This is a genomic window from Pseudoalteromonas sp. UBA6610, assembly GCF_002433295.1.
Lineage (GTDB): Bacteria > Pseudomonadota > Gammaproteobacteria > Enterobacterales > Alteromonadaceae > Pseudoalteromonas > Pseudoalteromonas atlantica.
Genome location: NZ_DJHW01000059.1, coordinates 1 through 23,177, shown reverse-complemented (window position 1 = coordinate 23,177; position 23,177 = coordinate 1). Strand labels below are relative to the sequence as shown.

At 40.4% G+C, this 23,177-nt stretch carries 20 protein-coding genes and 1 riboswitch; of the genes, 14 read left to right on the top strand and 6 right to left on the bottom strand.

Annotated features, from left to right (window positions below; translation table 11 throughout):
- Positions 1-5: 5 nt before the first annotated feature.
- Positions 6-1,391, bottom strand: a complete 1,386-nt coding sequence (lysC, locus tag B4F91_RS07675; RefSeq protein WP_286939016.1) for a lysine-sensitive aspartokinase 3 — start codon at positions 1,389-1,391, stop codon at positions 6-8.
- 76 nt (positions 1,392-1,467) lie between these two features.
- A riboswitch (Lysine riboswitch) is annotated at positions 1,468-1,640 on the bottom strand.
- A gap of 98 nt (positions 1,641-1,738) precedes the next feature.
- On the bottom strand, positions 1,739-2,986 hold the full coding sequence (gene nhaD, locus B4F91_RS07670) for a sodium:proton antiporter NhaD (RefSeq protein ID WP_286939015.1): 1,248 nt from the start codon (positions 2,984-2,986) through the stop codon (positions 1,739-1,741).
- A gap of 212 nt (positions 2,987-3,198) precedes the next feature.
- On the opposite strand from nhaD, the gene B4F91_RS07665 reads away from it, so the two are divergent.
- The 4 genes from B4F91_RS07665 (at position 3,199) to B4F91_RS07650 (ending at position 8,456) form a co-directional block, all read left to right on the top strand.
- A complete protein-coding gene (locus B4F91_RS07665) occupies positions 3,199-4,470 on the top strand; it encodes a hypothetical protein (RefSeq protein WP_286939013.1) in 1,272 nt (423 codons plus the stop codon).
- A gap of 3 nt (positions 4,471-4,473) precedes the next feature.
- Complete coding sequence (locus tag B4F91_RS07660; RefSeq protein WP_024033404.1) at positions 4,474-5,022, top strand: condensin complex protein MksE; 549 nt, start codon at positions 4,474-4,476, stop codon at positions 5,020-5,022.
- The gene (locus B4F91_RS07655) at positions 5,019-7,796 is read left to right on the top strand and encodes an ATPase (protein WP_126007447.1); all 2,778 of its coding nucleotides are present in this window, start codon (positions 5,019-5,021) and stop codon (positions 7,794-7,796) included. Before B4F91_RS07660 ends, B4F91_RS07655 begins: the two co-directional genes overlap by 4 nt.
- A 108-nt stretch (positions 7,797-7,904) precedes the next feature.
- Positions 7,905-8,456: a DUF4136 domain-containing protein gene (locus tag B4F91_RS07650; RefSeq protein WP_004587699.1), complete on the top strand. Its 552-nt coding sequence runs from the start codon at positions 7,905-7,907 to the stop codon at positions 8,454-8,456.
- 217 nt (positions 8,457-8,673) lie between these two features.
- On the opposite strand, the gene B4F91_RS07645 is transcribed toward B4F91_RS07650, so the two are convergent.
- Both B4F91_RS07645 and B4F91_RS07640 read right to left on the bottom strand, forming a co-directional pair.
- Entirely contained in the window at positions 8,674-9,657 is a 984-nt protein-coding gene (locus B4F91_RS07645; RefSeq protein WP_286939009.1) for an IS110 family transposase, read from the bottom strand.
- 673 nt (positions 9,658-10,330) lie between these two features.
- The gene (locus tag B4F91_RS07640; RefSeq protein WP_286939008.1) at positions 10,331-10,696 is read right to left on the bottom strand and encodes a DUF4272 domain-containing protein; all 366 of its coding nucleotides are present in this window, start codon (positions 10,694-10,696) and stop codon (positions 10,331-10,333) included.
- Here B4F91_RS07640 and B4F91_RS07635 point away from each other — a divergent pair.
- The 7 genes from B4F91_RS07635 (at position 10,696) to B4F91_RS07605 (ending at position 14,707) form a co-directional block, all read left to right on the top strand.
- Positions 10,696-10,923: a hypothetical protein gene (locus B4F91_RS07635; RefSeq protein ID WP_286939006.1), complete on the top strand. Its 228-nt coding sequence runs from the start codon at positions 10,696-10,698 to the stop codon at positions 10,921-10,923. The two genes, B4F91_RS07640 and B4F91_RS07635, sit on opposite strands and share 1 nt — an antisense overlap.
- A gap of 176 nt (positions 10,924-11,099) precedes the next feature.
- Positions 11,100-11,315: a hypothetical protein gene (locus B4F91_RS07630; protein WP_286939005.1), complete on the top strand. Its 216-nt coding sequence runs from the start codon at positions 11,100-11,102 to the stop codon at positions 11,313-11,315.
- A 221-nt stretch (positions 11,316-11,536) separates the two neighbouring features.
- Positions 11,537-12,625 carry a DUF4241 domain-containing protein gene (locus B4F91_RS07625; RefSeq protein ID WP_286939003.1) on the top strand — a complete coding sequence of 363 codons (1,089 nt, stop codon included), beginning with the start codon at positions 11,537-11,539 and terminating at the stop codon, positions 12,623-12,625.
- A 5-nt stretch (positions 12,626-12,630) separates the two neighbouring features.
- The gene (locus B4F91_RS07620; protein WP_286939002.1) at positions 12,631-12,807 is read left to right on the top strand and encodes a hypothetical protein; all 177 of its coding nucleotides are present in this window, start codon (positions 12,631-12,633) and stop codon (positions 12,805-12,807) included.
- Between the two features lie 378 nt (positions 12,808-13,185).
- A complete protein-coding gene (locus tag B4F91_RS07615; protein ID WP_286939001.1) occupies positions 13,186-14,052 on the top strand; it encodes a formylglycine-generating enzyme family protein in 867 nt (288 codons plus the stop codon).
- A gap of 9 nt (positions 14,053-14,061) precedes the next feature.
- A complete protein-coding gene (locus tag B4F91_RS07610) occupies positions 14,062-14,358 on the top strand; it encodes a hypothetical protein (RefSeq protein ID WP_126007451.1) in 297 nt (98 codons plus the stop codon).
- Positions 14,342-14,707, top strand: a complete 366-nt coding sequence (locus tag B4F91_RS07605; RefSeq protein WP_286939000.1) for a hypothetical protein — start codon at positions 14,342-14,344, stop codon at positions 14,705-14,707. Before B4F91_RS07610 ends, B4F91_RS07605 begins: the two co-directional genes overlap by 17 nt.
- 6 nt (positions 14,708-14,713) lie before the next feature.
- Here the strand turns inward: B4F91_RS07605 and B4F91_RS07600 are convergent, their stop codons facing one another.
- The gene (locus B4F91_RS07600; protein ID WP_286938999.1) at positions 14,714-15,205 is read right to left on the bottom strand and encodes a peptide-methionine (S)-S-oxide reductase; all 492 of its coding nucleotides are present in this window, start codon (positions 15,203-15,205) and stop codon (positions 14,714-14,716) included.
- Between the two features lie 176 nt (positions 15,206-15,381).
- Between B4F91_RS07600 and B4F91_RS07595 the strand changes: the two genes are divergently transcribed.
- Positions 15,382-17,235 carry a TonB-dependent receptor plug domain-containing protein gene (locus B4F91_RS07595; RefSeq protein WP_248442087.1) on the top strand — a complete coding sequence of 618 codons (1,854 nt, stop codon included), beginning with the start codon at positions 15,382-15,384 and terminating at the stop codon, positions 17,233-17,235.
- 894 nt (positions 17,236-18,129) lie between these two features.
- Here B4F91_RS07595 and B4F91_RS07590 read toward each other — a convergent pair.
- On the bottom strand, positions 18,130-18,393 hold the full coding sequence (locus B4F91_RS07590) for a YkgJ family cysteine cluster protein (RefSeq protein WP_029774574.1): 264 nt from the start codon (positions 18,391-18,393) through the stop codon (positions 18,130-18,132).
- Between the two features lie 169 nt (positions 18,394-18,562).
- Between B4F91_RS07590 and B4F91_RS07585 the strand changes: the two genes are divergently transcribed.
- A complete protein-coding gene (locus B4F91_RS07585; protein ID WP_286939238.1) occupies positions 18,563-19,744 on the top strand; it encodes an efflux RND transporter periplasmic adaptor subunit in 1,182 nt (393 codons plus the stop codon).
- Positions 19,741-22,890, top strand: a complete 3,150-nt coding sequence (locus B4F91_RS07580; RefSeq protein WP_286939240.1) for an efflux RND transporter permease subunit — start codon at positions 19,741-19,743, stop codon at positions 22,888-22,890. The genes B4F91_RS07585 and B4F91_RS07580 overlap by 4 nt, the downstream gene beginning before the upstream one ends.
- Positions 22,891-23,177 lie beyond the last annotated feature (287 nt).

Here is a 23,177-nt window from a genome sequence, read left to right as displayed (position 1 = left end):
AAAGCTTAAGCAGCGCTTTCTAATAAGCGGCTGTGTATTGCTTGTACCACGGTATCTGATTCGCTTTGCTCTACTAAAAAGCATAAGTTGTGCTTACTTGCACCATGACAAATTAATCGAATATTAAACTCTTTTAATACGTTCATTAGGTTCATTTCGTGCTGGCGTAGCTGTATTTCAGAGCCTATAAGCGCCACTAAGGTTAAGTTGTTTTCAACCGATACATGACAAAATTCGGCCAATTTATCTAAACACGCCTGCTCAAGCTCAGGTCGCGAGGCATTAGGCGCGTTATCTAGGGTTATGGCAACACTAATTTCTGAGGTAGTAACTAAATCTACCGATATATTAAATTCACTTAAAATAGTAAATACACGGGCCAAAAAGCCACTTGCTAATAACATTTCTGGGCTTTTAAGCGTTAGCAATATTTGGTTTTTACGCTGCGTAACGGCACGAATACCTGGCTGCTGCGATTTTTCACGCTCAATCCACGTTCCTCCGCGCTCTGGCTCGCGGCTAGAGCCTACAAATACATTTATATGGCTACGGCTTGCTGGTAAAATAGTCGCAGGGTGCAATACTTTTGCACCAAATGTGGCCATTTCTGCGGCTTCATCAAAGCTTAAGCGGGCAATTGGCGTTGCCTTAGCGCATAAACGCGGGTCGGTGCTAAAAATCCCCACTACATCGGTCCAAATGTGTACACTTTTAGCATTAATAGCCTCTGCTAATAACGCCGCGCTGTAGTCAGAGCCACCACGACCAAGCGTTGTGGTTTGGCCAAATTCATCACTACCAATAAACCCTTGTGTAACTATTACTTGCTCATCTAATAACGGAATTAACAGGTCTTTAGCCGCTTGTGCAGTGGCCGCAACATCGGGCGTTGCTTTACCAAATTGGCTGTCGGTTTTAAGCACTTTGCGTACATCAAACCTATCTGCATTTAAGCCTTTTAAGCGCAGCACTTGAGCAAATAAATAAGACGATAAACGCTCGCCAAAGCTAAGCAGCTCATCGTGTTGTTGATCTGTGGTAAGTGTTTCAAGGGCTAACGTTTGAAATGCTTTTAACGTTTCGTTAAAACCTACGGCTAAATCGGCATCAAGCGACAGCTCATCTAAAATAGCCTGTTGAATAGCCAATACGCCATCTATGTGTGTTTGGCGCTGCTCTTTACTAAGGTCGGGTTTGCACAGTGCAACTAAGTGATTAGTTACGCCGGCACTGGCGCTCACAGCTACAATACGTACGCTTTTATCTGCAACAATAATTTCGCTACAGCGACTCATCGCTTCAAAGTTTGCAACACTGGTTCCGCCAAATTTGGCAACGATGTAATCTGATTTTGCGCCTGATACTGTTTGTGGCACTGATTGGGTAGTCATTTCGTCTCCTTTCGCGGTATCCAAACCGCTAAAAAACAAGAAGAACTTGGCAAAGGAATGCAAATAAGATGTGTCCGCTGCCAGAAGCTCTCCACCTAAGTTGGTGACAGTTTTGGGGATTCAGCCCCATAAACCGAAAAACACGGTTGACGTAACCTTGTTTTCCTCGGCGAGTACTTCCCTCTTTAATGGTTATGGGCGTTCGTCACCTACCATTAAATACCTAAGTATCGCACCTCTTCTGAATGTTGTATTAACCTGTGGCTAATAAAACAAAACCCCACTGTGTAGCGGGGCTTTGAAAGTTATCGTTTAGACGTCTAGCTGTCAAGCATTTATAGCAAAAATTAAACAAAACCACCCATAAAGTAAGAGCCTGTATAACCTACTGTATAACAAATTAATAATTGCAGCGATAATTTAAAGTAGCTAGTAAAAGTAAGTGCTTTAAGTTTGCTCATCGCAATAATACCCGCTGCCGAACCAATTATAAGCATTGACCCACCTACACCTGTTGCATAGGTAAACGACAACCAATGTTGCTGGCTCATTACTATATCTGCTTTTAATAGCGCAGCAGTAAGCGGTACGTTATCAACCCCTGCTGATAATATTCCCATTAAATAGTTAGCGTACTCAGGTGCCATTACTGTATATAAATCGGTAAATTTACTTAAAATACCAATTTCTTTTAATGCGCCAACAAGTAACAGCACCCCCACAAAAAACAGTAGCGTGTCGTATTCTATGTCGCGTACAAAATCGATGATGTCTTTGTTTATATCTTTTTTGCGCATTAAAAATTGCGCCACTAAAAACATTACCGATAAGCCAAATAAAAACGTTAATAGCGGCGGTACGCTATAAATTACGCTAAGCGTTAACGTACTTACCACGGTTGATAAAAATATGATGGCGATGGTAATATCGGTTTTTTCTATACGTTTTTTTTGCGAGCCCACAAACTCTATTTGCCCTTTCATACCAATAGAGAGTAAAAGCGCTAATAGCATTACACTTATAAACGCAGGCGCTATGAGCAGTAATAAGTTTGCAATAGAAACCTTGCCGTCCAAAAATATCATTAAGGTGGTTACATCACCGGTTATTAGCGATACACCGCCAGAGTTAACCCCAAACACAATAAGTGTGGCGTATTTAATGAGCTTGTTAGTTTCAAGATTTAACGACATAACCACAGCAAGTGATATAAGCGTAGCGGTGACATTGTCAGAAATAGACGAAAACAAAAAAGCAAAGCCGCCCACTAAAAACATAAGCTGTCGTTCGCTAATGCTTTTAGGCATTACCCGGTGCACAATGTTTTCTATAAACCCTTTAGAGTTTAAATAGGCAACAAAGGTCATAGCGGCCATTAAAAAAAGCCACAGTGAGGCTATTTCTAATATGTTTTCGTTAAGAAGATGCTGAATAGTTGCTGGGCTTTGCCCATGAAGAGGGTTAACAAAAAGTATAATCCAACAAAGCGTTCCAAAAAAGAGTGTTGTTTTAGCTTTATTTACGTGAATTATATCTTCTATAACGATCAGTAAAAAGGCAATCGCTATTAGGGTTAAAATTATCGAGGGGACCATGGTAGTTAAATAACCTTTGATATAGTTTTAACAGAACGTTCAAACAACTCACATTTGATTGTTCCTAATTTTGGTGCGGATTTTAGCACCGCTGATGCGCAAAAACTATTATTAAATGGTCTTAAAAAGGAATACTATATGCAGGTAAAATACGTAATAATGAGTCCTTTGTAAAAACTCAATAATATAATACTAGGATGTTGTAACCTCTTATGATCCCAGCTAAAAAGCTGCTTAACACCCTTAGCGAACACTGGGGTGTTTTAGAGCTATTATTTAAACGTTTTAAAATGGCCGACTTTAGCCTCAAAGACGTGCAAAACGCCATTAAACAAAAACAGCCCACATGGACTAACGAGCGCATTTACAAAGAAACAAATCGTTTGCTCAATCAAGATATACTTATTCCATTGGCTAAATCATCCCAGCTTGAAATAAACCGCGCCATTGCCGATTTTGCGACCTTTTTATTACAAGAAGAACACCTCGGTTTAGCACAAGAAATTAGCGTATTGGTTGATGATTTAGCACGCCTAGGAAACCGATTAGATAATGCTGGCGAAATAGAAGACTTTGACGATTTACGCCGCTATAGCCGCATTATGGATGTTCGGGTGCGTAAAATAATGAAGCTGTACGCGCACAACGAAAACGCTATTTTAAACATTGTTGAGCAAGCTAAATCTGATCACGCGGTGCAATCTTTGCAAAAGCGCTACAAAGCGGTAATAGAAGCCTTTGACGAATACATAGAGCCGATGCTTGAAATGGTCGATATTCGCGGTGACTTTCATGCCTGTTTTACACTTATTGAGCAGCAAATAAGTAAGCAAATAGAGCACATTGAACGCTCAGGCAAAGCCTACAACGACAAACGTATGCTTGAGCAATTGCGTACTCGTATACTCGAAATGCATTTAGTTGGCCGAGAAAGCTTACGCAAAAGTGCCGATATGCTTATGCCGCTGCGCGAGGAGCTACGCCGTAATAACCTAATTACCCGCCAGGCAGCAAAAGTGCTTGGCCTTGTGCGTAAAAATGGCGTAGACAACATGCTAAGCGCGGTACAACCAAATTTTGTAAGCGATGCGCAGCGTTATTCGCTTGGCCAGCAGCGTCATATAGTTGCCTATATGGCAAGCTTGGTAGAATTTGAACACGAAGAATACCAGCTCCCAGAGCAACAAGACGTGCCGGCATTTGTTACGCCAAACATTCCTGATTACCACGATGTTAAAACAAGCTTTGCAAAACACTTTAATAAAAAACGTAAAAAGCCCCAGCCATTACTGCAATTTTTAGATGAAAGCTACCCAGAATTAGACGCCGACGAAATGCTATTTTTATATCAAAAACTAGTCAGCGACAGTGAAATTCACATTAGCCAAAGCGATGAAAAAACACGCGTAAAAATTGCCGGCCAGCATTTTTCGTTATACCCATTTAATTCTGCGCCTCAGCCAGATACACAGGCAGACGAGTAACACATGACACATATAAACTTAGACGAGCTTACGCACCTACAAGCCATTAATAAAAAATTAGGTGCGGGTTACCATATTTGCGAACAAGACAACGTAATGTGGCAAGAGCTTGACCAGCACATAGAATCTTATAGCGCCTTATTTAGCGCCCTTGGCCACGATTTAAAACACGACAGCCGCGGCTTTTACTACTTTGCCAGCGACGAAAGCACGCCAAACATGGGTAAAATATCCCGTGCTATTGCACTGACTATTTACATTTTAATTGAGCACTTTGCCAATACGGGTAAAGACCCAATGCGTGCCCTATTTGATGAAGTAAACGATTTAGAACTGATGCAAACCTTAGTGCAAATTAATAAACACTTGTTTGATCAGCTTGAGATATTTTCGGGCTCAGATTTACGAAAAGACGTATACCTGCGCATGGTACGTTTAGGCCTTGCCCGCGAAGTAGAAGGCGGCTTTATGCTACAAGCGCCTATTCACCGCTATATTGATGCACTTATGGAAGTAAACGAAGAAACCTACATTACAGAGGACGAGCAATGAAAAACTTATACGGACTAAGTAAACTCGCCCTACTTAATACCGCAGGCTATGCAAAGTGTGTTATTCCGCTTGATAAAAGCAGCTCTATTTGTGCACCAAACAATACCGGTAAAAGCTCGGTTATAAACGCCCTGCAATTTCCGCTAATAAATGATTTACGCTTAACCGAATGGGACGGGCACGATTTAGATGAAACCCGTAAATTTTATTTTTCATCGGATCAGTCGTACATTTTACTTGAAGCCAACCTCCCCCATGGCTCGGTGGTTATTGGTGTAGCAGGCCTTGGTAAAATAGCCGGTTACGCGCACCAGTACTTTTGTTATCAAGGCAAACTTGATTTAGCGCAGTACACACAAGGTAATACCATTATTAAGTTTACCAAGCTGTTTAATCATTTAAAAACGCAAGGTTACAACCCTATAGAGCTTAAAGCACAAGAGCTTAACGCCCTGCTTACCGGCGGCGCAACCCCTTTTGACGGCGACATTAATTTAAAAATGATCCCGCTTAATAACGTGCAAGACTCCGCCATTTACAAAGAAATTTTTAGGCGTATTCTTAACTTACACAAATTAGGTGCAAGCGATGTTAAACGCTTTATGCTGCGTGTGTTTGAACGCCATATGTCTAACTCTAAAGTGGACTTTTACGAGGTATGGCGTCGCTCGTTTGATAAAGTAAATCGCGCTAAACGCGAATTAAAAGCGCTTGAATCAATGCAAGAGCCAATAACAGCGCTTGAATCAATGCTTGAAAACCAAACCGTACTTAAAGGTAAGTTAGCAGCCTACGCGCCTAAAATTGATCAAGCATTAATAGACTTTGATACATACCAAGAAGAGCAACTAAGCGAACTAGCCATTGCCCTTGAAGACATAGAGCACGAAAAACACGAGTTTGAGCAAAAGCAAAGCTTATACGTACAGCAATCGCGCGATATAGAACGCAGGCAAACCCAAATTGAGCAATGGTTTTTAGATTACAGCGCTCTTAAAAGCGAATTTGAACTGGTAAATAAAGCCACCCTTAAAACCAACCTTGGCCAACTTAAGCAAGACTACGAGTCACTTTCGCACTCGATTACCAGCGCACAAGGGCAAAGCCTGCACACGCTTGATTACCGCATTAGCGAAACGCAAAAACAAATTAAAAGCTTAAAACTGCAGCTTAAAAACCTTGAGTTTAATTTGTTTACTCGAATGCGCGAAGACCTATCGCTTAAAGAGGTCGAAGAAATATCGCGCATTTTAAACCCCGATATACTCTCGTTTGCCACCACCAGCAATGGCGATATAACCATTGATGATGAAGACGCCTTTGGGGAATTTTTATCGTTATTAAGCGAAAACGTTAAAGGCGGTGTACTAACCCTGCCAGGGGCAAGCATTAAACTTAAAAAACTTTCGCCAGTGCAAATGCAAAGCGGCGAAAACAAAGCCCAGCTTAGCGCTCAGCTAGACGCGCTGGAACGCTCGTTAAAAGAGTTTAAACAACAGCGCGAAGTAGCCGCTAACGTGGCCGATAAACAAAAAGAAAAAGATGCACTTTACGATGAGCTAATGAGCGCAGAGAGCGCCCTAAAACGCTTAGAGCAATTTGAGGTAATGCAGCAGTCGGTAGAAGCGCAATCTATGCTAAAAGAGCAGTTATTAGCAGAGCGCGAACAAGTTGACGACTACCTGCAAGACATTCAAAAAAATAGTGGCTCAATTGCAGACAGGCGCTCGTTAATTAAATCTAAGCAAGAGCAAATTAATCGCCAAACCGAGCGCCTACGCCAAGTTAAAAGCGAGCGAATTGACCACACGCTTGATTTATACAGCGGTAAAGTAACCCCGTATATGATTGATATAACAGTCGACTTTGATAACCTAAGCGACTTAGTACATCACTTTAATAAAGACTGCCAAGAGCTGCGCAACTTTGACATAAACGTGCGTAATACCTATTTGCATGTATATAACGCGGGCATTACTAAGTTCGATAACGAAAATGACGAATTTACTAAATACCAAAAGTTGATTAGCGCGTTTCATAACCTTGATAACGAACGCGATGCCGTTGAGCGCCAAGGCCGCGTAGCCCTGACCGAAGTAGCCGCCACGATTAAAGGCTTGCGTGAAGACTTAGACCGACTTCGCCGCGAAATGAACAGCTTTAATAAAGGCATAAGCCAGCACCGTATTTCTAACCTTCAAGCGTTTAAAATTAACGTAATACCGCGCAAAATGCTGGTTGATAGTATTGATACCATTATCAGCACGTCGCATCAGTTTGAACAAGGCGACACCCTTGATTTATTAAGCCAAGAACCTTACAGCGAAAGCGCGGTAAACGAAGCAAAAGATCACCTAATAAAACTTGCCTCCGACAAAGCAGGCCTTACATTAACTGACTTATTTGATATTCGTTTTGAAGTGGTTAACCGCGCTGGCGAAACCGAACACTTTGAAAAAATCGATTCAGCCGGTTCAAACGGGACGCGTATTACTATTAAGTTATTATGTGGCATGTTGTTTATTCGTTACTTATTAAGCGATCAGGAACAAAACCTTTACCGTATACCCATTTATATTGATGAAGCGGCCGACATTGATCCGCAAAACCAAAAAGCAATCATAGAAACGGCACTAAGCTTTGGCTTTGTGCCAATTTTTGCCTCGGTTAAGCCGCAGGTAAGCTGTGATTACATTGTACCTATTCGTTCAGTAAAAGATGGCGCCCAAAACTGGGTAGACGAAAAAGACTGGATTGAAGTTGAGCACAATTAATTGGCCGTTAAGGCAAACCAACTAAACTAAAATATAGGACGTTAAACTAATACACATTTAAACGATGTGTGTTATTTTAAATTAACGCATTTTATTGGAGCAAAGGTAATGAAAAATATACTTATTGTTGCAGCGCTGACATTACTTACAGCCTGTACGCAAACCCCAGACTGGGATTACGACAAATCAGCCAACTTTAGTAATTTTAAAACATTTGCTTGGGTAGAAAACGCGAGCCTAACCAAAGACACCACAAACTACCAAATTAACGGCTTAATGGAAAAACGTGTACGTACTGCCGTTAATAAAGAGCTTAGCCAAACATTAGGTATGAGCTTAGTAGACCCAGCCCAAGCTGACGTACTAGTTAACTACCATGCATCGGTAGATAAAGAGCTAGAAGTAGACAGCTTTAACGTAGGCTACGGCGCACGTTGGGGATACTGGGGTACGGGTTTTCAACGCGACATTAGCGCCCGCGAATACGAAGTGGGTACGTTAGTAATTGATATTATTGACCGCGAATCAAACCAACTTGTATGGCGCGGCGCAAAAGAAGGCCGTTTAAAGAAAAAACAATCGCCTGAGCAACGCGAAGCATCAATTAAAGAAACAGTCGCTAATATTTTAAGCAACTTCCCGCCGCAAAAGCAGCAGTAAGTTAAAAGTAGCGTTAAGTAAGTTTTAAAAAGCTCACAGTATGTGAGCTTTTTTTGTGGGTGTTTATTTTTGGGACTTCAGATTTAAATAATTATGAGCTGCGCTCATCACGTCAGCAAGCTGTACGTCTACGAAACATCGGTTCAGCTTACCTGTAAACGCTAGGCTTTATTTTATCTGTAGATACCATCTCTCATTTTAAGCTTCAAGGTCGTACTTAACTTTCTTGGAGCTTAAACTCTTCTTGGTTTTTTATTACACCAAAACATATATGAATGAGCTTTCTCATATTCGCACATACAGCTTGCATCGGTGTTTTACCGTTATTTATTAATGTTAACTTGTGTCGTTTTATTCTTTTATTCCATTGCCCAGCGACAATGGCTGCCATGTAGAGTTTACAGCGAATTCTGGCTGGCCCAAGTTTACTGATTGTTGTTCGCCCTTTTAATTTACCCGATTCATTGTGCCGTGGGATTAATCCACAATAAGCTGCTGCTTCTTTGGCTTTATTAAACTTTTTAGCCGCAAACAAATATGTCAGCTCTCTCGATAATACATGCCCAATGCCAAGTATAGACTCTAGTAGTTTCCTGTTTCTTTTTAAACCAGGCTCATTATCTATGTGATCATCAATGTCAGATTTAAGCTGTTTAATTTCGTCATCTAAAAATGCGATAATCACTTTTATCGATTGGCGAACACGTGCTGAAACGTTGCTGAATTCACTTGCTTCTAATCGGTTAGCTTCTCGTTGCCGGTTACTCTCAAGCGCATCTAAACGACGGATAAGGGCTTTAAGCTCTCTAACTTCTAACGCTTCAGGTTGCCAATAATCAACGACTGCGTGCTTTGCACAGCCGTAGTGGGCAAGCATCGTTGCATCAGATTTGTCTGTTTTATGAATTATGTTTAACGCGTCAGCATACTTTTTCGCTTTGCCTGTATTCGCTAAAATAATATTAAAGCCTTGCTCATGTAAAAAATACATCAGTGCTTCATGATAAACACCCGTTGGTTCGAGGGTGATAACGAGCTCACTAGCAACGCTTTTAGTTGTATTTAAAAGCCACTTTTCTATTTTCTCAAAGTCTTGATGCTTGTTTTTAAAGACTTTTGTTTTAATCTTGTTTGTAAGCTGGTCTCTCAACCACGATAAATCAATTTTCTCTTTACTAATATCAATGCCGATAAACATCATCTCTACTTACTCCCCTTGTACATACAGCATCTACTTAAATAAAAGTGTGCTTGGATACCATTCAGTTTGTGAGAATAGAAAGTCAGGGCTTTATCTACGGAGCAGTATTAAATACTAGGCGCAAAGGCAAGCTCACTGACTTCGATGTGATAAATGATAGCTAATCATTTATCAACGAGAGATACAAGGCGCTAAGCTTGCTTGCGCGAGAAGCGAAGCTTCTAATGACTTATAGCGCACAATATCAACTATAAATTACGAGCTACGCTCGTCACGTCAGCAAGCTGCACGTCTACAAAACATCGGTTAAGCTTTACCTGTAAACGCTAGGCTTTATTTTATCTGTAAGCACTAAGCTTGCTTACGCGAGAAGCGAAGCTTCTAATTACCTAAGGCTATTTTAAATTTCAGATTTATACCCTAGCCCAAATGATATGTGGACTTCCTACATTTAAATAAACTCTTAAATCCAAGCCAACTCTAATCATAGCAAACTAAACAATAGCCTTATTTTTGATGTTCATATGCCCCAATATAACACTAAACTTAAGAGCCTTTATATTGAGACCAGTCATAGCTTTATACAAATGGATAATAGAGCGAAACTACTAACAACCAGCTAAATCTCAACGAAGCAAGCCACGTCAAATCTAAAGCGTACAGGCGTAAATTATTATGTATCTGTTGGCACATCGTCCCACGACTCACCATAACCTAAAACCCAACTCATGCCGTATCGGCGCTCATAAACAATACCTGAGTTAAGTTCATTAATATTTATGTCGTCTTCATCAGGTTCGCCATTATTGCACCCCATGTCCCTATCTCTAACTCGCCAATGCTGATGGTACAAAAAAGATTCCATTTGGGTCAGTACCTCGTCATCTTTTAATTTTGCATCAGCGAGAAATTCTTTAGTATTTCTTATAGCTTTGAGTACAAGTTCATTACCCCATACATCAAACTGTTCATTGAAGGCTGGGAAGTCCAGTTCATACACAAAAAATAGTTCGTGATGCCTCCTATGTTGAAGATGCATTGAGCAAGATTATTGATTTTTTCTTCAATAGTGATGTTAAGGTATGCTACAAAAAAGAGGATGAAGATATGTTATTATTCCAGTTTTACGGGCCTTATCCTTGGGAAGATAATACAAAAATATATATAACTAGGCAGTTTTCATTTACGGATAAAAAAGGTGAGCCTGCCGGTACGTCACAGCTGCAGGTTAACTTTGGTTATGACAGTGCGAAGTATCCAATGTAAAAGGCAATTTTTGGCATGAGAATGAAAACATAGAAGCATTCAAAGAAAAAGTTCTTAATAGTGACGCGGTTAAACACATTTCACAAGTCGCACCTGTTAACACGAATGTAAAGATGCAGAGAGTCTGATGGGGTTATGTCGTTCGGTATGTTATTAAAATGAATGAGGGATTATACATGCAATTGATTGCTATTTTAGCCGCAGTAGGTTGGAGCGCATTACAGGTTTTTTGTCTGTTCATCGCGACCCAGTGTGTTTTTAGTATCGTCGACTTGGGAACAACCAGCCCAACTATTTATCAGAAAATATTAATGAATGCGATTGGGGCGACTTTTTATTCTTTATTTATATTGCCAATTATTTCATTAGGATTTTTTATTTCGCTACTATAAGTATTGACTCTTGGGATGAGCTTAAAGCAGCACTTTGGGTGTTTGCAGCTTGGTGTGGTGGTGTGTTTACGTTTTTAGTTTTAATCTCTATGGCGGAATCATCTGTGCAGGCTAGTAAAAAGAAAAGAGCAAAAATTTAGAGAATGATAAATAAGTGACAATGGCTAAGCAGAATTTATTTTTATCGCTTGGTTATATAATAGGTGTAGGAAAAATTTAACATGAAAAATGACATAAATAATTGCAGTTTTGCCGGTTCGCCGGAAGAAAGAGTTTCTGCATTTATTGCTCACTGGTATGAGCAATGGTCCATCGCCGAAAAAGAAATGGGGGACGATTCTGATTACGAATTTGATTTTGATTATTGGAGAAGTCTGATATCAATCGTTGATGAGACTCATTTTATCAACGGTAGCTGTTCAGGCTCTAAAAATTCATACAGCTCAGACGCTAAGCACGATGTGAATATTGAAAAAATCACAGAGTGCGATGCTTATGAAAAGGGTGCTCTGGTCTTTACTGAGGTATATAAAGAAGCATCAAAATCTTCAACTTACTATGTTTATGATCTTGTGATCGATACTGACAAGAACTGGAAAATAGTGAGAATATATACGATGTTTCATCCCCCTAAAACATCTATCATTAAAGCTAATAAACATGCAGAAATTCTTGCAATGAGTGTTGAAGATGCACCTCTTATGGATAGAGAAGACCATATAAATCTTAATGAAAATATACTTTTTCAAGGCGATCGGAGTATTACTCTGCCTCATTTAGGTGAAGGTGTGGTAACACTAGAAAAGATTGGGAGTTTACGAACGAAATCCGGAATCATTGGTATATTAGATCTTGGTTATGATATTTATGATTTTGAGCCCCTACAAAGAAGAATAAAACCTGGTGAATATCCTGTAGAGACCGTAACGATACATGAGCGCGTTGCCGGTATTCGAGTTAAGTTATCCGATAGTAAATTACCAGTAAAATGGTATGCCGCTAATACGCCCAATGGTAACGGAGTGAATGGCGTTGATGCTGGAAACTTGGCCATTTTTGATGTGGCGAGTCTTATGGTCGGAAAACGAGTTACAAAAGAAAAAGTCTTTGACGAATGGTGTTTGTCGGGAAAACCAGAAATAGTGTCAATAACAGATAATAATGATTGTGTGATATCGAGCAGTGGGTTCGGTGATGGTTCTTATCCTGCCTATTGGGGATTAGATGACAAAGGCGAGGTGGTTTCATTGTATATTGATTTTATGATACTGGTTGAAGAGAATGAGCAGGGTCTGTACGAATCGATTTAATATAAATGGAATCTAAGTTCGCTAAGTTATTCGCCGTCAGTCTTGCAACTATTCATATAGTTGCATTCTCTGGTATTGTCTATCGTTCTAGTTTTTATGAGCATATACCCGTTGTTGCGGGTGATATTATTGATTTACTATTTTCTTTTATGGTGGTCTCTATTTGGTGTGTAGTGGCATAGTTAATTCTGCCACCTAAATAGAGGTGTTATTATACACCTCTCAAACTTTAGGTGACACTATGAAATGAAGAACAAAACCCAATTTCACACCAGAATTCAGGTTTGAATGTGCTCAATTAGTCGTTGATAAAGGCTATCCAGCAGTCTAAGCCGCACAGGCTATGAATGTATGTAGTGGCACTAAAGCAACAAAGGTAGACACTTCAGGCACAAGTACGGAGATTAATCAGAAGCTCTTTTTACAAGGCATCTCTAACTAAAGCATCATTAGCTACTGGAGCAGGAGCTGCAGCCACGATGTATGGAAGCGTAAATGGCTTACATAATAAAATAAGAAATTCAGCGAGCTATATTATTGGCATAACTACAGAGTGATATATGTTAAATAAATTTAAAATAAAATATCTAATTATTATTATAATTTTGATTGGATTCTGTATTGGCTTTTTTAATATTAGCTGGCCTAGTTTTAAAATCTCTAACCATAAAATCACTTATATACAAGATAAACTTAAAAGCGGTGAATTATCACCTAAAATGGTAATAATACCGCCAGGTACAGGCACCATAGGCGGTGAAAATTTTCGCTCTTTTCAAGATGAAGCCCCTATTTTTAAAGCAATAATAAAAGAAAGCTATGCACTAAGTGAAACCGAGATTACTTTTGCACAATATGATCAGTTTTGTAAAACCGGAATTAGGTCGTGTCCTAACGATGAAGGCTGGGGGCGTGGTAAGCAACCTGTTGTAAATATATCTTGGTTTGATGCTGTTGCTTACACAAAGTGGTTGAGCAAAGAAACTGGCAATATTTATCGCCTGCCTAGCGAAGTTGAGTGGGAATACGCAGCTCGCGCTGGATCAACGAGTAAGTTTTGGTGGGGTAATGATTATGAACAAGGCATTGATCACTGCGATAGAGATTTAGGGGATTGTCCAAAGGGGGCTGATTTAGGACACCCTTGGCATGTAGGTATTTTAAAGCCAAACCCTTTTGGCTTATACGATGTCACTTCTAATGTCTATGAGTGGGTACAGGACTGTTATGTAGATAATCATAACAATGCAACAAAGACTATTGCTCCTATTAAAATAATTAACTGTAAGAATAAAACGGTTAAAGGGGCTAGTTGGACCATGCCACAGCCTCATGTGCATCACTCACTTAGAATGGGTTTTACTATAAATTCGAGAGCTAATTCTATTGGTTTTAGGGTCTTAAGAGAAATTAAAAAGGTTAAATAAAGGATTAAAATGAAACCTACATGCCCTAGTTGCCATAATAAGATCAAAAGTACGGAAATAAAAAACACTAATAAAAAAGGGATATTTTTTGAAGTCGAGTGCCCATATTGTCAAACATGGATACGTTTGAATAAAACACTAGAAGTGTTAAAAACACTTGGAATATCACTTTTATTAATAACTAGCCTGCTAAATATTTTCAGTATTCAAAGTGAATATAGTTTAGTTTTCTCAACCGTAGGCTTTGTCGGTATATTTATAGTTATGATTATTACTTTTTTTGGTAAACATGAAGCAACCAAATAATAAAAAAACAAAAAAGAAGCCTAAAATCAAACACGCTAATATTAGTAATACCAGAATGTTATTAAATCAAATAGCATTCTCCTTGTCTTTTTTAGCTATAGGCTCCTTATCTATCATAATCGCAGTAAAATCTATATACGACGGTTATGTTCATACACCAACAGATTATCGAGTTGAATCTGAGGTTTATTTTTTCTCTACCTCTCCATTTGCTTATCTTTTTAACCTTCTTTTTTACTTAGGGTGTGGGATCTTTTTTTTGGCTATACCGTACCTAAGTAGAGACATGTTTCCGCGTAAAACAGAGAAAAAACTAAGCAAAAAAGCTCAAAGAAAAAATAAACAATAGTTTTTATTAACTCGTTCTGTATTTATGCAATAACTCAAAAGGTATATGACAATAGTCATCTGGGTGGTTAGTTAAACGGTCTTGATGCTCAGGATCGCTTGGTACGTAATTAGTTAGCCGCTCAACGCCGACTACAACTTTTTCTGCATCACTGCGCTTATTTATATAATTGTTTGCTGCGTCTAAATGGCCTTGGTGTTTGCTGTAAATAGCAGTGCGGTATTTAGGGCCTACGTCATCCCCTTGTTTATTAATGCTATATGGGTCAATTATTTCAAAAAAGTAGTCAAATAGCTTATTTAGGCTAACGGCGTTTAGGTCAAAAATTACCTTTACGCATTCTGCGTAACCATCGTAGTTGCCATCTGTAGTTTTACTTGAACCATTCGCGCGCCCTGCCTGTGTGCTAACAACACCTGGTAAGTGTTTCATAAACTCTTGTACGCCCCATAGGCACCCACCAGCAAAGTAAATAGTATTGTGTTCTTTAATATCCATTATAAATGTTACCTAATGAGAAAAGTGTGAATGGTTATCAAATGCAGATATTAACAAATTAATGTACAATCGCGCACAAAATGACTGCTGTTACATTTGTCTATTTTATCATGCTCATATATAAGCTTTGAAATTTATTGTAACCGCAGCTTCAAATAAAAAACGACGAGAAACACATGAACCGCACACCACACATTATATTGCCTGCACTTTTATGCAGTGTTACCCCATTTGTTTATGCTAATACGTTATCTGATGAGTCTTCAATCGAGCAAATAACAGTGGAGGCTTCGCCTACTGCGAATAAACTGCCTGTAGGTACATTTGACTCGCCTATTTCTAATTTAGAATACGATCCGCGTGTAGATCTTCAATCACGAAATATGGCTGAGGCACAAGCTGATGTAACTATTCGTGGCGGTATTTTTGAAAACACCGGCTTTAGAGTAGGCAGTGCTACCCTGCTTGACCCGCAATCTGGTCATTATTTTGCTGAAATTCCCATTGCACCGCAAATGCTAAGCGGCCCAGCAGTTTTAACCGGTGCCGATAACGCACTGTACGGTATGAACAGCTCTGTAGGTACGGTTTCGTTTGGTTGGAAACCGATTATTACTGGCGGTAGTGTATCGCTTGGTACTGGTACGAACGACTTTAATCTTCAAAGTATTCACGCTGCTAAAAATACACAACTTGATAGCTTAGCTGGCTATACCTTAGGTTTTGAAGGTGAATATTCTCACTCGCAAAGTGATGGCACTATTGATAATGGTGACCATGACTTTTCGCGCGCCTCAGCTCGCGTGCAATTGGCAAGCGAGCATAGCCAAACCGATTTATTTTATGGCTCACAGGATAAGTTTTTTGGCTGGCCTAACTTGTATACCCCTTTTGGCGTTAACGAAACTGAAGATTTAGAAACCCGCCTTTGGATTCTTAATCACAAACAAAATTACGCTAAAAACAGTAATGTTGAAGTATCGGCGTATTACCGCACCCATGACGATCACTATATTTACTCGCGCGAAAACCCAAGTGCATTCGAAGCGTTTCATAAAAGCGAGGTTAAGTCGCTTGCTCTTTCGGGCCGCCATGCACAAAGCAATGCATTTGCAATCAATTACTCAGCACAATTTATTGATGACTCGATTGAATCAACCACACTTGAAAACAATTTTACCTCACGAAAATATTATAAGCTGAGCGTATTGCCCCAATACACAATGGCGCTAAAGGCTAACCAACAGCTTATTTTTCGTTTAGGGGCGGCGTATGACGATACAAACCGTGATGATGCTGAAGTATCAGCTATTGGTGATATAACCTTAAATACCCAAAATAATGACGGCACAGCGCAAAGTATTTATTTATCATACGCGCAGGCAAGCCAAGTTGCAGGCTACACAGCCATTGGCGGCAGCGATTCTGGTGGATTATTTAGAAGTAACTACAACCTTGAGCGCGAAACTACTTCAAACTTAGAGCTAGGTTTATTACTTGAAGAGCAAAGTTGGCAGTTGAATTCGGCTATTTTTTATCGAAAAGATAATAACTTAACCGATTGGACCTTTAATTTTGATTCTACCTCGGCGCGCTTTGCAAACCCGGTTGATATTGATACTGCAGGGGTTGAATTTTTAGCGACTAAGCACTTTGATACAGCAAAACTTATTGCTAGCTACACCTATTTACATAAATCAGAGAACTACGGCGCAACCGATATTGATGCCAGTTTTTACGCGTTAAACTTCCCCGATCACCGTTTAACACTCGGCGCTGTGTATAACCCAACTGATATTTTAGAATTTAGAATAGATAACGAATGGCGTACACAACACAAAAACGCGCTTAGAAACGGCGACGACAACGCGCTTTTTACCCAACTCACGCTTAAAATAACCCCGCCTCAGATAAGCAATTTATTTATTACTTTAGCGGCAGATAACGTATGGGATGAGTCGTTTGAAGAAATACCTGGTACACCAGGGCGCGGTGAACAATATACGTTAAGCGCAACGTATAGTTGGTAAAATTAAAGCGGCGTTTACAAACTCAATTTATACTTTGATTTGTAGACGCTGTGTTTTTTATAAAAGCTCTATATTAGGCAAAAAATATTGCACAAAGAGAAGCGAATGAGGAGTAAATGAGAAAACAAAAGCCAACTATTGCTTAAAGTTAATCTCTTCCTCTAAAAGCGCAGCGCCTCTTGCCCTCTTTGTGAGTTACTCACTTTATGGCCTTAAGCCAGTAAAAGCAGCGCGTTTTTATATAAAGCAAAGCTAAAAAGTTGCACAAAGAGAAGCGAATGAGTCGTAAATGAGAAAACACAAACCAACTATTGCTTAAAGTTAATCTCTTCCTCTAAAAGCGCAGCGCCTCTTCCCCTCTTTGTGAGTTATTCACTTTATGGCCTTAAGCCAGCAAAAGCAGCGCGTTTTTATATAAAGCAAAGCTAAAAAGTTGCACAAAGAGAAGCGAATAAGCAGTAAATGAGAAAACAAAAGCCAACTACTGCTTAAAGTTAATCTCTTCCTCTAAAAGCACCGCGCCTCTTCCCCTCTTTGTGAGTTATTCACTTTATGGCCTTAAGCCAGCAAAAGCAGCACGTTTTTATATAAAGCAAAGCTAAAAAGTTGCACAAAGAGAAGCGAATGAGGAGTAAATGAGAAAACACAAACCAACTATTGCTTAAAGTTAACCTCTTCCTCTAAAAGCGCAGCGCCTCTTGCCCTCTTTGTGAATAAATCACTTTTACAGGCTTCGCTTGTCACGTAAGCAAGCTTTACGTCTACAAAACAACCATATATCTGCACATTTGCGGTAGACGCAGAGCTTGCTCGCGTGAAAAGCGCAGCTTTTAATTACTTAAAAAATTACTCAGTAATAGATAAATGTAAATATATGTGTATTAACTTCGTAAGCTAGGTTAACTGCTCAAGTTCGGTAATAAGCGCTAGAGCCTCTGCATTAGTTGACCCACATACATCGCGCGTGGCGCTAAAGTCGCTACATACTTTAGGGCGACTTTCATCGCCAAATAGTTTACATAAATTGTTCTCATCAAGCTGAATACAACGCTCTCCGGCTTTTTTACCGTTTGGCATTCCGGGGATTGGGGAGCTAATACTCGGTGCAATGCAACATGCGCCGCAGCCTAAGCGACATGCCATAGGCTCTGTTTTCATAAATACCTCTGTTAGTTAAAGCCAGGCCTCTGTATTTAAATTAACACCCTGCCTAGCCCATTATTTATCTGTAATACACATATGTAATGCTTTGTTACATCTTAAAACGCCTTGTAAACAATTTATTGCGTATTATTGCCTTGTCACCAAATATATGAAGGAATGCCTTGTGGCTACTAAAAAACAAATTTTATTACCAGTCGCGGTTTTAGCAGCCGGGATTGCACTCGCTTTTGGCCTTTCAGCCATGAAAACACCACCAGAAGAAAAACCAGAGCAAGACACTCGCCCACTTGTTGCTGCGCAAAACGTAAACATTGATGCAATAACGCTCGATGTTAAATCGTACGGCGTAGTAAAACCTAAAGACCGTACAGAGCTGGTTGCACAAGTAAGCGGGCAAGTTATTTCAGTAGCCGAACAATTTGTTGAAGGCGCGTTTGTTAAGCAAGGCGATATTTTAGCACGAATTGATCCAAATGATTACGAGGCCGATTTAATTGAGGCCGAAGCAGGCCTTGCCCAAGCAAGTTCAGCGCTTGAAATAGAACGCGCGCAAGCTCACGTAGCTAAAGCCGAATGGGAACGTATTAAATCAGACTCAAGCGATGCAATTGCATCGGAGCTTTATTTACGTAAACCACAACTTGCAGAAAAAATGGCAAACTTTCGCTCTGCCCAAGCCCGTGTAAAACGCACTAAACGTAATTTAGAACGCACGTACATCAAAGCCCCTTACGACGCTATAATAAACCAACGCACCATTAGCTTAGGCTCAGTGGTTAGTGCGGGTAGCAAGTTTGGCGAGCTAAGCGCTACCTCGGTTGCAGAGGTGCGTTTACCTGTTGCAGATAAAGAGCTGCAATACCTAGATAACGGCGGTATTGGCGCATTGGTTACACTTAATGCTGAATTTGCCGGCAAACAAACAACATGGCAAGCCAAGGTGGTACGAAGCGAAGGTGTGGTAGATCAAACCAGCCGTATGAGCTATTTAGTTGCTAAGTTACCGACTCCGTACGCTGATAAGACCAAACCACTGCGTTTTGGCTCTTATATAAATGCCACCATAAAAGGCCGCGCGCTTGATAACGCGATTATAGTGCCGCACCATTTAGTTAAAAATAACAAAATTGCTATTTTAAACGACGATCACACCCTGAGTTTTAAAACGCTTAATATTGTACGTGAACAAAACGGTATGGTGATTGCGGACCAAGGCTTAAACAGTGGTGAGCAACTTATTACCTCTGCCCTTGAATACCCAACAGAAGGCATGGCGGTTAAGCTGGAAGGCACTGAGCCTAAAAGCGATGTGACTCAATTAGCACTTAAAGAGGATACACCATGAGTACCTCAGAAAAAGGCTTAATTGCATGGTTTGCACGTAACCCAGTGGCGGCAAACCTCATCATGATTTTTATACTTATTGGCGGGCTTTTAACAGCGCTGACAATTCGTAAACAGGCATTCCCGCAGTTTGAAAGTAACTGGGTGAGTATTCAAGCGGTATACCCAGGCGCAGCCCCACAAGAGGTTGAAGAAGGCATAACCATAAAAATTGAAGAAAACCTTGAGGGTACCGAGGGTATAAAACGTTTAATCACTTACTCTAACCGAGGTTATGCGCAAGCGTGGGTAGAAATAGAAGAAAAATACGACCTACAAGAAGCCCTAGACGAAATAAAAGCACAAGTAGACTCTATTAATACCTTTCCGGCAGGAATGGAGCGCCCTGTTATTCAACGTGAAAAATTTCAGCAAGAGGTGATGATCCTCGCGCTTTATGGCGACATGAGTTATTACCAGCTTAAAGAGCTAGGTAACGACATAAAAGATGAACTACTCGCCTTGCCTGGCGTTAATTTAGTCGACTTTTACAGTGGCCTAGATTACGAAATAGGCATAGAAATAAGCCCCGACAAACTACGTGAATATGGCCTAACTTTTAGAGATGTTTCAAGTGCGGTGCAAAATTTTTCTACCAATATGTCGGCAGGGCAAATTCGCTCTGACACTGGCTATATTTCAATGCGTGTTGAAAAACAAGCCTACCGTGGTGGTGAATTTGCAAAGCTTCCGCTTATAACGCTTGCCGATGGCGCACAGATTAACTTAGGCGATGTAGCAACGATTAATGATGGCTTTGAAGAAGGCTTACTTTACTCTAAATATAACGGTAAAAACTCACTCACGTTTGAAGTAGATGCCTCAAAAGATCAAGACATTACCGATGTAGCTAAAATTCTTAAAGGCTACATGGCAGAAAAACAATCGAAACTTCCACAAGGCGTAAAGCTCTCCCCTATTGTTGATTTAACTTACTACCTTGAAGGTCGACTCGATATGATGATCGACAACATGGTATGGGGCGGTATTTTAGTAATGATAGTGCTGGCACTGTTTTTACCGCTGCGTTTAGCTTTTTGGGTAATGATGGGCTTACCGGTGTCTTTTTTAGGTGCCTTTTTGTTTATGCCAATTGGCTTTTTAGACATCACCATAAACATGGTGTCGTTATTTGCCTTTATTATTGTACTTGGCATTGTGGTCGACGATGCCATCGTCGTGGGTGAGTCTGCTAGTGCCGAAATAGAAAAACACGGCCATAGCCTTGATAATGTCATTCGCGGAGTTAAGCGCGTTGCAATGCCTGCCACTTTTGGGGTTTTAACCACTATCGCGGCGTTTTTACCGCAAGCTATGGCATCGGGCCCAGGCGCTGCGTTTTCTAAAGCCATTGGTGTGGTTATTATATTGTGTTTGATTTTCTCGCTGATTGAATCAAAGCTAATATTACCTGCGCATATTGCAGCCATGAACCCACGTAAACCTAACCCTAAAAACCCATTACATAAACTGCGTAATGTGGTTGATAGTGGCTTAAAGCACTTTGTACAAAACTATTACACGCCTTTTATAGGCCATTGTATACATTATCGTTATACCGTAATTATTGGCTTTTTATGTATATTAATAGTCAGTGCAGGTATGTTTGCAGGCGGCTTAGTTAAGTTTGTGCCTAACCCTAAAATACCGCATGATTTTCCACGTATTACGCTTGAAATGAACCTGGCCTCTTCGGAGCAAGCCACCCTTGAAACAGCCCGTAAAATAGAAAATGTATTACTCAAAGTAGATAAAGAGCTTGAAGAGCAATACGGCCAAAGCATGATCCGCGATTTATCGGTAAGCTTACGTGGGCGTACTCAAGCAAACATTATGGCTATTTTAGTAGAGCCACACTTGCGCCCTATCGACACCTTTGCATTAAGCACTTTGTGGCGCGAACAAATGCCCCCGCTTCCAGGTGTTAAAACGCTTAATATTCAAGATAATATTTTTAGCGGCGGACGTGATGACGGCGACGTAAGCTTTAGGCTACAAGGCAAAGATGCCGATGAGCTAAAAGAAGTCGCTGGTAAATTAAAAGCTAAACTACAAAGCATGGAAGGTGTAGGCGATGTAAACGACTCACTGCAAAGTGCCACCGACGAAGTACAGCTAGATTTAAAACCACTGGCCTACAGCATGGGACTTACACTTGCCGACGTTGCATCGCAAGTAAGCTTTAGTTACTACGGATTAGAAGCACAGCGTATTTTACGCGAAGGCGAAGAAATTAAAGTAATGATACGCTACCCAGAAAGCGAGCGTAACTCAATTAGCAACATTCAAAGTGCGCGTATTATTACGCCAACCGGCGCAGAAGTACCGTTAAGCGAAGTAGCCGAAGTTAGGCTAGTAGATGGTGTAAACCGTATTCGCCGTGAAAATTCAAACCGTACTGTTAATGTGTGGGCAGCAGTAAATACTGACCAAGTTGAGCCGTTTGCTATTGCACAAGAAATTCGCGATACCTATTTACCTTCACTGCTTAAAAGCTACCCAGGCGTTAAAAGTAATGTGGCTGGGCGCGTACAAGAAGAAATGGACAGCGCCGATGAGCAGTTACGCGACTTTGCTATATCGTTGATGATTATATTTGCCTTATTGGCCATTCCGCTTCGCTCTTACTCGCAGCCGCTTATTATTATGTCGGTTATTCCATTTGGTGTAGTAGGTGCAATGTTTGGTCACGTAATATTAGGTATGACCATGAGCGGGCTATCTATGTTTGGCATTATTGCGGTAGCGGGCATAGTCGTAAACGACTCCCTCGTAATGGTTGATTTTGTAAATAAAGCACGCGCAGAAGGCATGGCCGTAAAACAGGCCGTTATGCAAGCCGGTGCAAAGCGCTTTAGAGCTATATTGCTCACTTCAATCACTACATTTATTGGGGTAATGCCAATTATTATGGAAACCAGCTTACAGGCTAAAATAGTTATTCCTATGGCGGTATCGCTGGCCTTTGGTGTGCTATTTGCCACGGTAATTACTTTAATACTTATACCTTGCCAATACGTAGCACTAGAAGACGCTAAGCGCCTTACCCGTAAGCTACTTGGTAAATCGCAGCCTATAAGTATTCAACCGGCACCCACTGCCAAATAATTAAAGTTTCTCTCCCAACCATTAAAGCTCGGCCTAATACGCCGAGCTTTTTATTGCCTAAATATTGCACTGCATTATTAATAGTTTTTATAAAGTGTTTCAAATAAATTATGGGTAATTATTTTAATTATATCAGCGTATTATGCGCCCTCAATTTAAAGCATCGCTAACGCATTATAATTTTATTGCTTAGCATTAAGCTCACACCGCAACGGTTTTGAGCCGCTTGTCAGTTAAGTGCCCTCCACTTAGCTCTAATAACGAGGGCGTGTTGACCTTTGGCGTTT

Bases quoted from the DNA above. Each gene is read 5' to 3' on its own strand.
- lysC (WP_286939016.1), bottom strand. From the start codon at position 1,391: ATGACTACCCAATCAGTGCCACAAACAGTATCAGGCGCAAAATCAGAT.
- nhaD (WP_286939015.1), bottom strand. From the start codon at position 2,986: ATGGTCCCCTCGATAATTTTAACCCTAATAGCGATTGCCTTTTTACTG.
- B4F91_RS07665 (WP_286939013.1), top strand. From the start codon at position 3,199: ATGATCCCAGCTAAAAAGCTGCTTAACACCCTTAGCGAACACTGGGGT.
- B4F91_RS07660 (WP_024033404.1), top strand. From the start codon at position 4,474: ATGACACATATAAACTTAGACGAGCTTACGCACCTACAAGCCATTAAT.
- B4F91_RS07655 (WP_126007447.1), top strand. From the start codon at position 5,019: ATGAAAAACTTATACGGACTAAGTAAACTCGCCCTACTTAATACCGCA.
- B4F91_RS07650 (WP_004587699.1), top strand. From the start codon at position 7,905: ATGAAAAATATACTTATTGTTGCAGCGCTGACATTACTTACAGCCTGT.
- B4F91_RS07645 (WP_286939009.1), bottom strand. From the start codon at position 9,657: ATGATGTTTATCGGCATTGATATTAGTAAAGAGAAAATTGATTTATCG.
- B4F91_RS07640 (WP_286939008.1), bottom strand. From the start codon at position 10,696: ATGCATCTTCAACATAGGAGGCATCACGAACTATTTTTTGTGTATGAA.
- B4F91_RS07630 (WP_286939005.1), top strand. From the start codon at position 11,100: ATGCAATTGATTGCTATTTTAGCCGCAGTAGGTTGGAGCGCATTACAG.
- B4F91_RS07625 (WP_286939003.1), top strand. From the start codon at position 11,537: ATGAAAAATGACATAAATAATTGCAGTTTTGCCGGTTCGCCGGAAGAA.
- B4F91_RS07620 (WP_286939002.1), top strand. From the start codon at position 12,631: ATGGAATCTAAGTTCGCTAAGTTATTCGCCGTCAGTCTTGCAACTATT.
- B4F91_RS07615 (WP_286939001.1), top strand. From the start codon at position 13,186: ATGTTAAATAAATTTAAAATAAAATATCTAATTATTATTATAATTTTG.
- B4F91_RS07610 (WP_126007451.1), top strand. From the start codon at position 14,062: ATGAAACCTACATGCCCTAGTTGCCATAATAAGATCAAAAGTACGGAA.
- B4F91_RS07605 (WP_286939000.1), top strand. From the start codon at position 14,342: ATGAAGCAACCAAATAATAAAAAAACAAAAAAGAAGCCTAAAATCAAA.
- B4F91_RS07600 (WP_286938999.1), bottom strand. From the start codon at position 15,205: ATGGATATTAAAGAACACAATACTATTTACTTTGCTGGTGGGTGCCTA.
- B4F91_RS07595 (WP_248442087.1), top strand. From the start codon at position 15,382: ATGAACCGCACACCACACATTATATTGCCTGCACTTTTATGCAGTGTT.
- B4F91_RS07590 (WP_029774574.1), bottom strand. From the start codon at position 18,393: ATGAAAACAGAGCCTATGGCATGTCGCTTAGGCTGCGGCGCATGTTGC.
- B4F91_RS07580 (WP_286939240.1), top strand. From the start codon at position 19,741: ATGAGTACCTCAGAAAAAGGCTTAATTGCATGGTTTGCACGTAACCCA.